We start from the raw sequence: 14,019 nt of genomic DNA on the forward strand, positions 1-14,019 counted from the left end.
GTATCCGACGAGCACGGCGCCAGGGCGCGGCTCTTCGGCGGGAGAGACGCTCGCCGCGGTGTCGGCGGCCAGCGTGGCCTCCTCCGACTCGACGACCGCCGGTGCGGGCGCGGTCGGCTCGGCGGTCGCCACCCCACCACCGGTGCTCACGCTGATGATGGGCGTCCCGACGTCGACGGTCTGGCCCTCCTGGACGAGCAGGGCGCCGACGGTGCCGGCGAACGGCGACGGGAGTTCGACGAGCGACTTCGCGGTCTCGATCTCGACCAGCACCTGGTTGACCGAGACGGCGTCGCCCGGCGCGACCTTCCATGCGACGATCTCGGCCTCGGTCAGGCCTTCGCCGACGTCCGGCAGTTCGAACTGGAGATCACTCATCGTGGTTCCTCGTCTTCCTTCGGTGTTCAGTACGCCAGCGAGCGATCGACGGCCTCGAGGATGCGGTCGGCATCCGGGAGGTAGACGCCTTCGAGCTTCGCCGGCGGGAACGGGGTGTCGAACCCGGACACCCGCAGGACGGGTGCCTCGAGTGAGTAGAAGGCGCGCTCGGTGACGGTCGCCGCGATCTCCGAGCCGACGCTCGTGAAGCCGGGCGCCTCCTGCACGTAGACGAGGCGGCCGGTCCGGCGGACGGATTCGACGAGCGGGTCGTAGTCGATGGGCGACAACGAGCGCATGTCGACGACCTCGACGCTCGTGCCCTCGGTGGCGGCGAGTTCAGCCGCCTGCAGCATGACGCTCACGATGGCGCCGTGTCCGGCGAGGGTGACCTCCGTGCCGGTGCGGACGATGCGGCTGCCGTGCAGTGGCGCGGCCGAGCCGTCGAGGTCGACCTCGCCCTTCGGCCAGTAGCGGCTCTTCGGCTCGAGGAAGACGACCGGGTCGTTCGAGGCGATGGCCTCCTGGATCATCCAGTAGGCGTCGTTCGGGGTCGACGGGCTGACGACGCGCAGGCCGGCCGTGTGGGCGAAGTACGCCTCGGGGCTCTCCTGGTGGTGCTCGACCGCGCCGATGTGTCCGCCGTAGGGGATCCGGATGACGACAGGCATCTGCAGCTTGCCCTCGTGCCGATTGGTGAGCTTCGCGAGCTGCGTCGTGATCTGGTTGAAGGCTGGGAACACGAAGCCGTCGAACTGGATCTCGCACACCGGACGGTAGCCGCGCATGGCGAGGCCGATCGCGGTACCGACGATGCCGGACTCCGCGAGCGGGGTGTCGAGGACGCGGTCGCCGCCGAACTCGGCGTGCAAGCCCTCGGTGACGCGGAACACGCCACCGAGTGGGCCGATGTCCTCGCCCATCAGCAGGACCTTGTCGTCCTCGGTCATCGCCTTGCGCAGGCCGGCGTTCAACGCCTTCGCCATCGGCATGGTGGTCGTCGTCATGCGTTGCCTCCTTCGAGCGAGGCCTCGTAGCGTTCGAGCCAGGCCTGCTGCTCGACCATGAGCGGGTGCGGTTCGGAGTAGACGCCCTCGAACATGAGCTCGGGACCGGGCGCCTCGAGTGCGAGCGTGCGGACGCGGGTGTCCTCCGCGAGCGCAGCAGCCTCTTCGTCGACCTCGGCGAAGAACGCGTCCGAGGCGCCGAGCCCCTGGAGATACGTCTTGAACCGGACGATCGGGTCGCGGGCGATCCAGGACTGGAGTTCGTCGTCGGTGCGGTACTTCGTCGGGTCGTCGCTCGTGGTGTGGGCGCCGACGCGGTAGGTCATCGCCTCGATGAGGCTCGGGCCGTGGCCGGCGCGGGCGTCGTCGAGGTGCTTCGCCGCCGTCGCGTAGCTCGCGAGGACGTCGTTGCCGTCGATGCGGACGCTGTCGAGGCCGAACCCGGCGGCGCGCTGGTAGAGCGGCTCGCGGGCCTGGCGGGAGACGGGGACGGAGATGGCCCACTGGTTGTTCTGCAGGAAGAACACCTGCGGCGTCTGGTAGCTGGCGGCGTAGATGTACGCCTCGTTCGCGTCACCCTCGGAGCTCGAGCCGTCGCCGAAGTAGACGAGCACGGCCGTGTCGCGGTCGGGGTCGCCGGTGCCGACGGCCTTGTCGAAGTTCAGGCCCATCGCGTAGCCGGTCGCGTGCAGGGTCTGAGCGGCGAGCACGAGGGTGTACAGGTGCATGTTGCCGTTGGACGGATCTGCCGGGTCCCAGCCGCCGTGCGTGTTGCCGCGCATGAGGCGGACGATGTCGATGGGGTCGACACCGCGGATCATCGCGACGACGTGTTCGCGGTAGGAGGGGAAGATGTGGTCCTGGGCTCGCGCCGCACGGGCCGAACCGACCTGTGCCGCCTCCTGCCCGTGACTCGGCGGCCACAGCGCCATCTGGCCCTGGCGCTGCAGGTTCGTCGCCTCGATGTCGAAGGCGCGGACGTTCGCCATGTCTCGGTAGAACTGCTGCAGGTCGGTCTCGGTCAGGCGATCGAGGAACGGCTGATAGCGCTCCGCGTGTTCGTTCGGCGCGAAGGTGCCGGCCGCGTCGATGAACTGGACGCTGGGCACGGTGGGGTCGTCTCCGGAACGGCTCATCGTGAGCGCACTCCCTCTCGTGTCGGGTGGTCGGCCGGCAGTCCGGCGAGGATCTCTGCAGCGGCGGCGAGGAGCGGTTCGATCGACTCGGCTTCACCGATCGAGATGCGGACGCCGTCGCCGGGGAAGGCGCGGCCGACGATGCCGTGCGCGAGGAAGGTCTCGTTCGCCGCGGCCGTCTGCTCGCCGAGGCCGAACCAGACGAAGTTGCCCTGTGCCGCGGGGATGAACCAGCCCTGCTCGCGGAGTGCGGCGGCGAGGTCGTCGCGTCGTGCGGTGATGACCGCGACGCGGGCTCGGATGTCCTCGGCGTTCGCGAGTCCGGCGATGGCCGCCTGCTGCGCCGGCGCGGTGCTGGAGAGCGGGATGGCCGCGTTGCGGGCGCCGTCGAGGACGAGCTCGTGGCCGATGGCCCAGCCGACGCGGAGGCCGGCGAGTCCGTAGGCCTTCGAGAAGGTGCGGAGCACGACGAGGTTCGGGTACTCGTCGAGGAGCGGGATGCCGTTGACGGCGTCGTCGTCGGTGACGAACTCGCGGTAGGCCTCGTCGAGGAGGACGAGCACGTCGGACGGCACGGAGCGGAGGAAGGCGAGGAAGGCGGCGCGCTCGACGACCGGGCCGGTGGGGTTGTTCGGCGTGCAGACGATGACGACGCGGGTGCGGTCGGTGACGGCTGCGGCCATCGCCTCGAGGTCGTGGGAGCCGTCGGGCCGGTTCGGGACGCGCACCGATGTTGCTCCGGCGACGGTCACGAGACCCGGGTAGGCCTCGAAGGAGCGCCAGGCGAAGACGACCTCGTCTCCCGGACCGGCGGTCGCGGTGATGAACTGGCTGAGGAGTGCGACCGAGCCCGCCCCGATGTGGATGCGTTCCGGCGTGACCCCGTTGGCTTCGGCGAGCGCCGTGCGCAATGCGAGTGCGGCGCCGTCGGGGTAGCGGTGGGAGTCCGCAGCCGTGTCGGTGATGGCCGAGAGGACGGCGTCGAGCGGCGGGAACGGGACCTCGTTGCTGGAGAGCTTGAAGGCGTCGGGTGCGGCCGGCTTGCCCTGACGGTAGGGCGGCAGATCTGCGATCTCCGGACGGAGACGGACCGGGCTCCGGCCCGGCTGAGCGGCCGGCTGGGCGGTGGTTGGCAGGTTGTCACTCACTCGACGAGTCTAGGCCGCGAAGGATACCTGCGTCGGAATGCAGTGCGCCGGTCCGAATCGGCCCTTTGCCCGCTGTGGCAAGGGTGGGAGGATTGCCCTCATGGGACGTTTTCTGCTGAACCTGATCGTCAACGGCTTCGCCATCTGGGTCACGACCCTCATCGTCGCCGGTGTGAACGTGACGCCGTACGCGCCTGGCGGCACGCTGGAGACGATCCTGACCTTCGCGCTCGTCGCGCTCATCTTCGCGGTCGTGAACACCATCATCGGTTCGGTCATCAAGGTGCTCGCGTTCCCCCTCTACATCCTCACGCTCGGTCTGATCGGGCTCCTCATTAACGGACTCCTCCTCCTCATCACCGCGGGCATCAGCGGCTGGTTCGGGTTCGGCCTGACCGTCGACGGCTTCTGGTGGGGCGTCCTCGGGGCGATCGTCATCTCGATCGTGAACTGGCTGCTCGGCATCGTCATCCGCCCGAAGACCAAGGACTGACCGGCGCGAAGAACTCATCCGATTGCGGTTCACTCCACTCGATCCGCTCGGTACTGCGATGTCTCGCCGTCACCGGCGAGCTCGGAGAGCGGCTTGACGACTTCCTGGAGGCGCGGATCCGACGACGCGTCGGCGAGCCGCGCCGTGTCTCGGTAGTTCTCGAGCCGGTGGGCCGGCAGCGGGTCGTCGCCGCTCGGCGGAGGCGCACCGTCGAACAGCGACCGGCTGACGACCGTTCCTCCATCAGGCTGGCCCTGACGGCGCCCTGACAGCGCTGGGATGACGTCCTCCGTGTGCTCGAAGTGCGCTCGCGGCACGTCTTCGTCGAAGACGATCGTGTTGACCGGCGCCCCGAAGGTGACGAGCGACGAGTCGTAGTCACCGCTGGCTGCGATGGCTGCCGCGACGATCCCACCCTGCGAGTACCCGACGTGCAGCACCGATGCTCCTTTCGGGACACCTGCGAGTTCCATGGCGTCGAGGGTCGCCCTCGTGCTGTCGGCGGCGAGACCCGGGAGGGCTGAAGCGGCGACGGCGTCCAGATTGCTCTGGTTGTCCCACGGCTCCGATCCGGTGTTCGGAAGACCCGTGTCGATCGTGCCGCCCGACCACACGATCCACTGCTCCGACCCGGTGGCGTCGACATGCCGCTCGACCCGGATCTGGGGGCTCCCCTCCCCTCCGTGCGGCATCCGTCGGGCCAGCTCCTCGTACGTCGTCGGCGGGGAGACGCGGTCGTCCTCGCCGTCTGCCCGAGGGACGGGAGATGTCCGCACCCCGGAGGCCGTCAGGACGCCGGTCGCATCGGCAGTGCGCGCCACGACCAAGGCGGCGAGCGCGACGCCCGGCACCCCGTCGGCAGTGGCCATCATGGAGAGGATGCCGGCGGGGAGCCCCCCGGCCCCGACCAACCACTCATCCGCCGACGAGACGATGCGACGCACCGCATCCGCAAAGAGCGGTGTGGCCATGAGGTCACGCAAGCCCCGTTCGGCGGTGGCGTCGAACTGCTCGCCTGCCCCTTCCGACACCGCGCCGACGACCGCGCGGACGACGGATCCGAGCAGCAGCACGGCTCCGATACCGACAGCGCCGGGCACCCAGGACGCTGGAGATGCGCCCAGGGCCCAGGCGTTGGCGCCATCGGTCAGCTCAAAGAGGGACGCGACCGTGCGCTCGATGTCGCCGTACGCCTCAGCCGACAGGAGGAGTCGTTCTCCGAGGTGAGTCGCCTCGCCCCCGGCTTGCCTGAGCAGGGCTGCTGCCCGCGCGGCGGACTCCCGGCCCGCCTCTCCGTCGAGCTGTGGGACCAGGAGCGGTCCGGTCGGCGCATGGGAGGTGTCCATGCGACCCACGGCGTCAAGCCGCCCTGCCCATTCCTCGCATGAGGCGCCGAGCGAAACCAGGGTGCGCGCGAGGTTCAGATGGCCGTCCGTCGCGACGGCGACCACCCCTCCACCACGGAGCACGAGGTCGTCGCTCACCGGAGGCTCCCAGCCGAGATGGTCCCAGCGGCTCCGAGCGATCTCCGAAGCGCCTCGTCGAGCGCCGACGCTGCTTCACGCAACCGCCCGACGAGGTCGTCCGCCGCCCAGGAGAACTCCATCGCCGCCGGCCCTACCCAGTCCAATCCGGATCGCCCGTGCATGAAGTCCGTGATGCCGGTGCTCAGCGCGCTCAGGACGGCGTCGACGCACTGCGCTCGCGACTCAAGTACCGCGAGGGCCTCCTCCGCAGTCCATTCCGACGGGGAATCCATCGCAAACGGGTCGTAGTACTCCAACGCCATGTCCCCTCGCCCTCCGCCCGCCCACCGCCGGCATCACGCTCGACTCTGCCCAACCGGCGGAGCGGTCACGCCAGCACACCGTGCTGATGTGGAGGAAGCCGACCGGAGTGAAGCTGTGGAGCGGAGTCAGCTGAGAACGGTTCGACGGCTCGGGCGCGGTCGGCCAGAATAGACGCATGAACACCCTCGGGGAGGCCGACCCCGGCACGACCCCGTTCCGCGTGTGCTTCGTCTGCGCGGGCAACATCTGTCGATCCCCGATGGCCGAGAGCGTCTTCACCGACCTCGTCGCGGCCGCCGGGCTGGAGCGGGTGGTGGAGGTCTCCTCCGCCGGCACCGGCGACTGGCACGTCGGCGAGCACGCCGACCACCGCACGGTCACCGCGCTGCGAGCGCACGGCCACGACGCCACCGCCCACCGGGCCAAGCAGTTCGACCCCGACCGCTTCGACAGTTACGACCTCGTCGTCGCCCTCGACCGCAGTCACGAACGCATCCTGCGGGCTTGGGCGGGCAACGACGCCGACCGTTCCAAGGTGCACCTGCTCCTGAGCTTCGACAGCACCTCCGGGACCCGCGACGTGCCCGACCCCTACTACTCGGACGCCCAGATGTTCGAGACCGTCCTCGGCATGATCGACCATGCCTGCAGATCCCTCTTCCACCAGCTCGAACCAGCACTGACCCAGGGAGCCACCCCATGACCGAATTCCCCGCCCAGCCGCTCAGCCCGCTCGACGGTCGCTACCGCCCCGCCGTGACGGCGCTCGGAGAGTACCTCTCGGAGGCCGGCCTGAACCGCGCCCGCGTGCAGGTCGAGGTCGAGTGGCTCGTCTACCTCACCGAGCACTCCATGTTCGGCTCCTCCCCGCTCACCCCGGCGGAGATCGAGCAGCTCCGCGCGCTCTACCTCGACTTCGGCCAGGCCGACATCGACTGGCTGGCCGAGAAGGAGGCCGTCACGCGTCACGATGTGAAGGCCGTCGAATACCTCGTGCGCCACCGCCTGTCCGAGCTCGGGCTCGACCGCATCGCCGAACTCACCCACATCGCCTGCACGAGCGAGGACATCAACAACCTCTCCTACGCGCTCACCGTGTCGCAGGCCGTCCGCGCCATCTGGCTGCCGAAGCTGCGCCTCGTCCTCGACTCCCTGCGCACCAAGGCCGTCGACTTCCGGGCCGTCCCGATGCTCGCCCGCACGCACGGCCAGCCGGCGACGCCCACCACGATGGGCCGCGAGCTCGCCGTCACCGTCTACCGACTCGAGCGCATCGCCCTGCAGATCGAGGCGAACGAGTACCTCGGCAAGTTCTCCGGCGCGACCGGCACCTTCGCCGCCCATGTCGTCGCCGATCCCGACGCGGACTGGCCCGCCATCTCGCGCGAGTTCGTCGAGGGACTCGGCCTCGACTGGAACCCGCTGACGACGCAGATCGAGTCGCACGACTGGCAGGCCGAGCTCTACGGCAAGATCTCCCATGCCAACCGCGTGCTGCACAACCTCGCCACGGACATGTGGACGTACATCTCCATCGGCTACTTCCGACAGATCCCGGTCGCGGGCGCCACCGGCTCGTCGACCATGCCGCACAAGGTCAACCCGATCCGCTTCGAGAACGCCGAAGCGAACCTGGAGCTGTCGAGCGCGATCCTCGACTCCCTGGCCGCCACCCTCGTCACCTCGCGACTCCAGCGCGACCTCACCGACTCGAGCGCCCAGCGCAACATCGGTGTCGGGTTCGGCCACTCGCTGCTCGCCCTCGACAACATCCTCGGCGGCCTCGGGCAGATCGACCTCGCGGAGGACGTGCTCGCCGCGGACCTCGACCACAACTGGGAGGTGCTCGCGGAGGCCATCCAGACGGTCATCCGCGCCGAGGTGACCGCGGGTCGCTCGAGCATCGAGGACCCCTACGCGCTCCTCAAGGAACTCACGCGCGGCAAGCGTCTCGGCCAGGCGGAGCTCGTCGAGTTCGTCTCCAAGCTCGACATCGGCGACGCCGCGAAGCAGCGCCTGCTCGAGCTCACCCCGGCGACGTACCTCGGGCTCTCCGACGACCTGGTGGACTACCTGCCGTAGGTCGCCCATCGACAGGCTCGGGGAACGGGAGACCGAGCACCGAGCCTGTCGGCGTGCGCCCTTCGACAAGCTCAGGGACCGGAAGGAACGCTCAGGGACCGGAAGGAACGCTCAGGGACCGGAGGGAACGCGCGGGACCCGGCAAGACGCCGAAGGACCGGAGGGAGCACTCAGGGCCGGAGGGACGAGACGGTCAGTGACCGGAGGGGCGCGGCGGACGCTTGTCGTCGCCGTCCTGCTCGTCGAGGTCGAGCTTCTCCTGGAAGTCGGGCTTCACGGCGAGCGCCAGCATCGCGAGGACGACGAGCGAGGCGATGAACGCGATGCCCAGGCCGATGAGCGACAGGACGATCTCGCGGGTCGACATCAGGACGACGACGCCGGTGAAGACCCCCATGACGCCCGAGAGCACGAGGAGCTCGATCGGCCGCAGGACGTCGTCGCGGTTGGGCTTGCTCATGATGCGGCTCCAGCCGTGCCGGTGGTGTCGTCGGTGGCTGCGCCGGTGACCGGGCGCTTGCCCGCCCACCGCAGCGACAGTCCGCCGATGACGAGGTAGACGCCGATGATCGCGGCGTATGCTCCGACGAGGCCGACGACGACGATGTCCGCACGGAGGACACCCTCGACACCTCCCGGGGCGGCGAATCGCTGCTCGAGTCCGGGCGGGACGAGGAGCGTCGCGATGGCGAGCAGCACCGTGAAGGCACCGACCGCGGTCCAGTCCTTCGCCGCGGCGAGGCGTCCGCGCCAGCGGATCCCGCTGTACAGCTCGAGGAATCCGGTGAGGGCCGCCCACAGGGTGACGACGTAGAGGAAGATGCTCAGCCCGCCGCCGCTCACGAGCAGCGAGAAGACGCCGGTCACGACGCCGATGACGCCCTGGCCGAGGAAGAACGCGCGCGTCACGGTGTCGGAGAAGTTCGGGAAGGCGAAGGCGCCGACGATCGCGCCGGACAGCAGCGTGAAGACCCCGAAGACCACGAGGCCGAACTGCGAAGAGTGGCCCTGCGTGAAGGTGACGACCCCCGCCGTGGCGAGCGCGATCACCGCGCGCAGGATCGGGACCATCCAGTACCGATCGTGCTTGGCGCCGTCGAACGGAATGCTGGGCACGGTGAACGTCTCATCTCTTGCAGGAAGTCCTCTCCAGCTTACGCGGTCCTGCGGGGGACGCGGACCGGGGTCAGGGTGCCCTGGGTGGGACCGACAGGCCCGCGGCGAGTTCAGCGAAGACGGCCGCAGCATCGGCCCGATCGCGGGTCAGCAGTGACGCCTGCCCAGCCCAGAAGCCCTGGAGGTCCGCGACGCCCCGCTCGGAGGCGACGGTGCGGAACCGCCCGGTCAGCCAGTTCTGGACCGGGAACGGGGCGACGACCCCGGACGCCTCGATCTCACGCAGCACCCGGTTCGGGACACCCCGGCCGAGCCTGCCGCTCATCGCGCGCGTGAGGACGGTGCCGTCGGCGGGCGTCGAGACGATGGCCGCCCGATGCTCGGCCGTCGCGGCGGAGACGCTCGTGCGGAGGAAGGCGGTCCCGACCTGCACGCCGGCGGCGCCGAGGGCCCGTGCGGCAGCGACACCACGTCGGTCGGCGATACCGCCGGCGGCGATCACCGGGACGTCCAAGGCGTCGACGAGCTGCGGGATCAGGGCGACCAGGCCGACGAGGGAGTCCTCGGCTGCTCGCAGGAACGAGACGCGGTGGCCGCCGGCCTCCATGCCCGTGCCGACGACGACGTCGACGCCGCCCTCCTGCAGGGCGAGTCCCTCGGCAACCGTGGTCGCCGTCCCGACCACGACGATGCCCCGCTCGTGCGCCGCGTCGACCACCGGCCGCGGTGGAACCCCGAAGACGAAGCTGACCACGGCGGGCCGCGCCTCCAGGACGGCCTCGATCTGCTCGTCGAAGGGCGGCACGTACCGGGCCGGGCGATCGGGCAGCTCGAGCGACAACTCGTCGAACACGGGTCGGAGCGCCTCGACCGCGGCTGCGAAGGACGCCTCGGAGTCGTCGGGCGACAGCTCGTCGCCACGCGGCAGCCACAGGTTCAGTGCGAAGGGCGCCGCGGTCCGCTCGCGGAGCGCCGTGACCGTCCGCTCGATGCGCTCGGCGTCATAACCGTACAGACCGAAGGAACCGAGGCCGCCCAGCTCACTCACCGTCGCGGTGAGCTCGACGGAGGACAGACCTCCGAAGGGGCCGAGCACGATCGGGACGTCGACAGGAAGGGCACGCACGCCCCCCAGTATGTCCCTCGCCTCTTGCGGGTGAAACCGGATCGAAACATGATGGACATCAAACAACTCACTTTGAGCTGTTTACTGAGTGCATCGACGCACGCCCACAGAGGAACTCCACCGCCATGACCCTGACCATCGCCGGACTGCAGCACCACGGCGTCCCCGGAGACGTCGAGGCGAACCTCGCGCTCGTCGCCGACGCCGCCAGACAGGCATCGGATCGCGGCGCGGATCTGCTCGTCACCCCCGAGATGTTCGTCACCGGCTACAACCTCGGCGACCGCCTCGCCCCGCTCGCCACCCCGGAGCTGGTCGACCGGGTCGCCGCCATCGCCGACGAGACCGGGATCGCGATCCTCGCCGGCCTGCCCGAACCACTCCCCGGCGGAGCCGTCGCGAACGCCCTCGTCCTCGTCGGTCCTGACGGGACGGAGCTGCTCCGGTACCGCAAGACGCACCTGTTCGGCGAGCTCGACCGACAGCTCTTCGTGGCCGGTGACACTCTCGCACCGACCGTCGACCTGGGCGGCGTCCGCGTCGCCGTCCTCATCTGTTACGACGTCGAGTTCCCCGAGACCGTCCGCGCGGCAGCCCTCGACGGCGCCGACGTCGTGATCGTCCCCACCGCGCAGATGGAGCCGTACGCACACATCGCCGAGCGGCTCATCCCGGTGCGCGCCTGGGAGAACCAGGTCCACCTCGTCTACGTCAACCGCGTCGGTTCCGAAGGGGACCTCACCTACGTCGGCCGCAGCAGCATCGTCGGCCCGGACGGCGTGGTCCTCGACGCGCTCGACGGGGACGCCGTCGGTCTCATGATCGCCACGATCGATCCCGAGGCCACCAAGCGCGCCAGGCAGGAGAACCCCTACCTCGCCGACCGCCGCGCCGAGCTGTATTGAAGGATCCCGTCCTTCCTCCCCTCCCCCTCCGAGTCCCCCGACTCCCCTGGAAAGTGACCTCATGACCGTGAACCCCATCGCCGAGCCGCGTCAGCGCCTCGACGGCCAGCTCGGTACCGGCTCCATCGTCTTCATGGTGATCGCCGCCGCCGCACCACTCACCGTGATCGGCGGCAACGTCCCCATCGCGATCGGCACCGGGAACGGCGCCGGAGCCCCGATCGGCTTCGCCCTCGCGGCCGTCATCCTCCTCGTCTTCTCCGTCGGCTTCGTCACCATGACGCCGTTCGTCCGCGAGGCCGGCGCGTTCTTCTCCTACGTGACGGCCGGACTCGGCTCACGCCTCGGTCTCGGCTCCGCGTTCACCGCGCTCGTGGCCTACACGGCGATCCAGGTGGGCGTGTACGGCTACATGGGGTGGGCGCTCGACGACCTCGTCACGTACTTCGGCGGCCCGAGCCTGCCCTGGTGGCTGTACTCCTTCGCGACGATGGCGATCGTGGCGGTGCTCGGCTACCGGCACATCGACCTGAGCGCGAAGGTGCTGGGCATCGCCCTGACGCTCGAGATCCTCGTGGTCGTCGTGCTCGACGTCGTCATCTTCGCGACGGGCGGCGCGGACGGCATCGCGGTCGAGACCTTCGACCCCGCCAACATCTTCACCGGTGGGATCGGCGTCGCCGTGCTCTTCGCCCTCACCGGCTTCATCGGATTCGAGGCGACCGCGGTCTTCCGGGACGAGGCGCGCAACCCGGAACGCACCATCCCGCGGGCCACGTACCTGGCCGTCGTCATCATCGGCGTGTTCTACGCCATCTCCTGCTGGGCGCTCGTGACGGGCGTCGGCGCAGGGAACGCCGTCGCTGTCGCCCAACAGACGCTCGCCGGCGAGGGCAACCTCCTGCTCGACACGACGACGACCTACCTCGGCCCGATCATGCGCGACGTCGTCCAGGTGCTGCTCATCACAAGCCTGTTCGCGTGCGTGCTGTCCTTCCACAACGTCATCGCGCGCTACCAGTTCACGCTGGCACAGAAGTCGGTGCTGCCCGCCCGCCTCGGCCGGCGCCACCCCGCACACCACTCCCCGTCGACCTCCTCGATCGTGCAGACGGTGACGGCGGCCATCGTCCTCGCCGGGCTCGCCCTCGCCGGCCTCGACCCGCTCGTCGGGGTCTTCGGATCCATGGCCGGGGTGGCGACCGTCGGGATGGTGCTGCTCATGCTGACGACCTCGATCGCCGTCCTCGTGTTCTTCGCGCGCCGACCCGAGCTGGTCCCCGGCCGCACCTGGGGTGCGCGGGTGTTCCCGATCCTCGCGGTGGTCGGACTCGCATTCGCGCTGTGGCTCGTGCTGTCGAACTTCACGCTCGTCACCGGCGGAAGCGTCACCGTGAGTGTCGTGCTCGCCCTCATCCCCGTGGTCGCCATGCTGATCGGTATCGTGTTGGGGAAGCGGTTCCCTCTGGACGCCGAGCCGGACGGCGCGGTGAGCGAGGCGACCGCCGACCAACCGACCGCCGGCTGACCCAGGGTCGCGGAGTCGATCAGCGACGAGACGAGGGTGCCATGGATCTGGGTTCGCCCTCACTCGGAGCGATCCGCCGGACGACCGCCGTCGACACCGTCCGCGCGCGCATCTCGCTGGCGCTGGAGCTCGGGATGCTGGTGCCCGGCCAACGGCTCCCGGCACCCGAGGAAGCGGCTCGAGCGTTCGGGGTCAGCGAGATGTCGGTGCGGCGCGCCTATCGGGCGTTGAGCGACGAGGGCGTCGTCGTCCGGAGGCAGGGCAACACGGGTGGCACGTTCGTCGCGGATGCGCCCGCGGTGGGCACCGTGCCCGAGATCGCCGCCTACCGCGAGGACGCCGTCCACGTGCACGCGCTCATCGACCAGCGCGCGACGCTCGAAGCCGGGCTGGCGGCGCTCTCGGCGGCCGAACCGGAAGCGTCGTCCCTGCGTCGACTCGACGACCTCGTGGCGACCATGCGAACGGAGCCGGACTGGAGCAGGTTCCGCGAAGCCGATGCGGCGTTCCACGCCGAGCTGGCGGTGTCGGCAGGCGTGCCGGGGGCGGCCGACCTCCACGACCGCGTGTCCCGCGAGCTGTACTCCTACTTCATCCCCTACCGGATCGAGTACCTGCGCGCGTCGAACGAGGAGCATGCTCTGCTCGTCGCCGCGCTCCGTGACGGCGATGCGGCAGCAGCGAGTCGCCTGGCCTTCGACCACGTCGCGGAGCTCCACCGCTCGATGTACGTCGGCCTCGCGGGCCACACCGACGGCGCGCAATCCACTCCGTGAAGCGCTTGGAGACGATCGAAGGCGCGCCCTCGGCGAGGCGTCACGGCTGGGGCCGGAAATCCGACATGCGCCGTACTAAGGCATAGTGGGGACGGGTTCACCCCCGCCGCGAAGGAGTGAGAGCATGATCGACAAGGCCTCGATACAGGACTTCCCGCCGATGACGGCATCGCTGCTGGCGGACAATTCCGGCGTGTTCCGCGTCGGCACCGCCGAGCAGTACCTGACCGCCACCGACGCGGGAACGGCCCGCCGCCAGCTCGTCGAACTGATGCAGGCGGAGGCCCGGAAGTCGGGTCGACCGATCCGCGTGACGGTGACCGACCCCACGAGCGTCACCGTGCTCCTCATCGGTGTCGACGGCGAACTGCAGGAGGAGCCGCAGTCCGCAGCGCCCGCGCGCACCGCGCAACGGACCACGCCACCGCCCGCACCGGCGCAACGGGTGCCGCTCATCCAGGCGCCACCGCCCACCCCCTCCCAGCCGGCGCCCGCCCGCCCGGCCCCGGCTCAGCCGCAGACACCGCCCCGTGC

At 70.0% G+C, this 14,019-nt stretch carries 15 protein-coding genes and 1 pseudogene; 7 read left to right on the forward strand and 9 right to left on the reverse strand.

The genetic code is table 11. The features are described from left to right. From IFT89_RS17615 to IFT89_RS17630, 4 genes are all read right to left on the reverse strand, one after another. Positions 1-378 (reverse strand): biotin/lipoyl-containing protein (locus IFT89_RS17615; protein ID WP_307783542.1); only part of this gene is annotated, 378 nt, incomplete at its 3' end. A 26-nt stretch (positions 379-404) separates the two neighbouring features. Further along, positions 405-1,385 carry an alpha-ketoacid dehydrogenase subunit beta gene (locus IFT89_RS17620; protein WP_079704170.1) on the reverse strand — a complete coding sequence of 327 codons (981 nt, stop codon included), beginning with the start codon at positions 1,383-1,385 and terminating at the stop codon, positions 405-407. Beyond that, on the reverse strand, positions 1,382-2,521 hold the full coding sequence (locus IFT89_RS17625) for a thiamine pyrophosphate-dependent dehydrogenase E1 component subunit alpha (RefSeq protein WP_086472326.1): 1,140 nt from the start codon (positions 2,519-2,521) through the stop codon (positions 1,382-1,384). The genes IFT89_RS17620 and IFT89_RS17625 overlap by 4 nt, the downstream gene beginning before the upstream one ends. Further along, the gene (locus IFT89_RS17630) at positions 2,518-3,669 is read right to left on the reverse strand and encodes a histidinol-phosphate transaminase (RefSeq protein ID WP_307783543.1); all 1,152 of its coding nucleotides are present in this window, start codon (positions 3,667-3,669) and stop codon (positions 2,518-2,520) included. Before IFT89_RS17630 ends, IFT89_RS17625 begins: the two co-directional genes overlap by 4 nt. Before the next feature lie 100 nt (positions 3,670-3,769). On the opposite strand from IFT89_RS17630, the gene IFT89_RS17635 reads away from it, so the two are divergent. After that, positions 3,770-4,162 carry a phage holin family protein gene (locus tag IFT89_RS17635; RefSeq protein WP_191939856.1) on the forward strand — a complete coding sequence of 131 codons (393 nt, stop codon included), beginning with the start codon at positions 3,770-3,772 and terminating at the stop codon, positions 4,160-4,162. 29 nt (positions 4,163-4,191) lie between these two features. Here the strand turns inward: IFT89_RS17635 and IFT89_RS17640 are convergent, their stop codons facing one another. Beyond that, on the reverse strand, positions 4,192-5,646 hold the full coding sequence (locus IFT89_RS17640; protein WP_192019545.1) for a hypothetical protein: 1,455 nt from the start codon (positions 5,644-5,646) through the stop codon (positions 4,192-4,194). Continuing rightward, positions 5,643-5,921 (reverse strand): hypothetical protein, encoded by a 279-nt coding sequence (locus IFT89_RS17645; RefSeq protein ID WP_191939858.1) that lies wholly within the window; start codon positions 5,919-5,921, stop codon positions 5,643-5,645. Before IFT89_RS17645 ends, IFT89_RS17640 begins: the two co-directional genes overlap by 4 nt. A 206-nt stretch (positions 5,922-6,127) precedes the next feature. On the opposite strand from IFT89_RS17645, the gene IFT89_RS17650 reads away from it, so the two are divergent. Together IFT89_RS17650 and purB are read left to right on the forward strand one after the other, a co-directional pair. Beyond that, positions 6,128-6,655: a low molecular weight protein-tyrosine-phosphatase gene (locus tag IFT89_RS17650; RefSeq protein ID WP_079704175.1), complete on the forward strand. Its 528-nt coding sequence runs from the start codon at positions 6,128-6,130 to the stop codon at positions 6,653-6,655. Continuing rightward, positions 6,652-8,034, forward strand: a complete 1,383-nt coding sequence (purB, locus tag IFT89_RS17655; RefSeq protein ID WP_064296029.1) for an adenylosuccinate lyase — start codon at positions 6,652-6,654, stop codon at positions 8,032-8,034. Before IFT89_RS17650 ends, purB begins: the two co-directional genes overlap by 4 nt. Positions 8,035-8,227: 193 nt before the next feature. On the opposite strand, the gene IFT89_RS17660 is transcribed toward purB, so the two are convergent. The 3 genes from IFT89_RS17660 to IFT89_RS17670 form a co-directional block, all read right to left on the reverse strand. After that, positions 8,228-8,494, reverse strand: a complete 267-nt coding sequence (locus IFT89_RS17660; RefSeq protein ID WP_056010480.1) for a hypothetical protein — start codon at positions 8,492-8,494, stop codon at positions 8,228-8,230. After that, positions 8,491-9,150, reverse strand: a complete 660-nt coding sequence (locus IFT89_RS17665; RefSeq protein ID WP_192003894.1) for a hypothetical protein — start codon at positions 9,148-9,150, stop codon at positions 8,491-8,493. Before IFT89_RS17665 ends, IFT89_RS17660 begins: the two co-directional genes overlap by 4 nt. Before the next feature lie 70 nt (positions 9,151-9,220). Continuing rightward, the gene (locus tag IFT89_RS17670; RefSeq protein ID WP_202939616.1) at positions 9,221-10,285 is read right to left on the reverse strand and encodes an NAD(P)H-dependent flavin oxidoreductase; all 1,065 of its coding nucleotides are present in this window, start codon (positions 10,283-10,285) and stop codon (positions 9,221-9,223) included. 116 nt (positions 10,286-10,401) lie between these two features. Here IFT89_RS17670 and IFT89_RS17675 point away from each other — a divergent pair, with 116 nt between their 5' ends. The 4 genes and pseudogenes from IFT89_RS17675 to IFT89_RS17690 form a co-directional block, all read left to right on the forward strand. Then, positions 10,402-11,181: a carbon-nitrogen hydrolase family protein gene (locus IFT89_RS17675; RefSeq protein WP_192019546.1), complete on the forward strand. Its 780-nt coding sequence runs from the start codon at positions 10,402-10,404 to the stop codon at positions 11,179-11,181. Positions 11,182-11,242: 61 nt separating this feature from the next. Then, positions 11,243-12,709 (forward strand): APC family permease, encoded by a 1,467-nt coding sequence (locus IFT89_RS17680; RefSeq protein ID WP_202939613.1) that lies wholly within the window; start codon positions 11,243-11,245, stop codon positions 12,707-12,709. 41 nt (positions 12,710-12,750) lie between these two features. Then, entirely contained in the window at positions 12,751-13,485 is a 735-nt protein-coding gene (locus tag IFT89_RS17685; RefSeq protein WP_202939614.1) for a FadR/GntR family transcriptional regulator, read from the forward strand. 124 nt (positions 13,486-13,609) lie between these two features. Continuing rightward, positions 13,610-14,019, forward strand: a pseudogene (locus IFT89_RS17690) (hypothetical protein); the annotation flags it as partial.

The organism is Plantibacter sp. CFBP 13570, from assembly GCF_014841395.1.
Taxonomy (GTDB): domain Bacteria; phylum Actinomycetota; class Actinomycetes; order Actinomycetales; family Microbacteriaceae; genus Plantibacter; species Plantibacter auratus.

Bases quoted from the DNA above. Each gene is read 5' to 3' on its own strand.
- IFT89_RS17620 (WP_079704170.1), bottom strand. From the start codon at position 1,385: ATGACGACGACCACCATGCCGATGGCGAAGGCGTTGAACGCCGGCCTG.
- IFT89_RS17625 (WP_086472326.1), bottom strand. From the start codon at position 2,521: ATGAGCCGTTCCGGAGACGACCCCACCGTGCCCAGCGTCCAGTTCATC.
- IFT89_RS17635 (WP_191939856.1), top strand. From the start codon at position 3,770: ATGGGACGTTTTCTGCTGAACCTGATCGTCAACGGCTTCGCCATCTGG.
- IFT89_RS17645 (WP_191939858.1), bottom strand. From the start codon at position 5,921: ATGGATTCCCCGTCGGAATGGACTGCGGAGGAGGCCCTCGCGGTACTT.
- IFT89_RS17650 (WP_079704175.1), top strand. From the start codon at position 6,128: ATGAACACCCTCGGGGAGGCCGACCCCGGCACGACCCCGTTCCGCGTG.
- purB (WP_064296029.1), top strand. From the start codon at position 6,652: ATGACCGAATTCCCCGCCCAGCCGCTCAGCCCGCTCGACGGTCGCTAC.
- IFT89_RS17660 (WP_056010480.1), bottom strand. From the start codon at position 8,494: ATGAGCAAGCCCAACCGCGACGACGTCCTGCGGCCGATCGAGCTCCTC.
- IFT89_RS17675 (WP_192019546.1), top strand. From the start codon at position 10,402: ATGACCCTGACCATCGCCGGACTGCAGCACCACGGCGTCCCCGGAGAC.
- IFT89_RS17680 (WP_202939613.1), top strand. From the start codon at position 11,243: ATGACCGTGAACCCCATCGCCGAGCCGCGTCAGCGCCTCGACGGCCAG.
- IFT89_RS17685 (WP_202939614.1), top strand. From the start codon at position 12,751: ATGGATCTGGGTTCGCCCTCACTCGGAGCGATCCGCCGGACGACCGCC.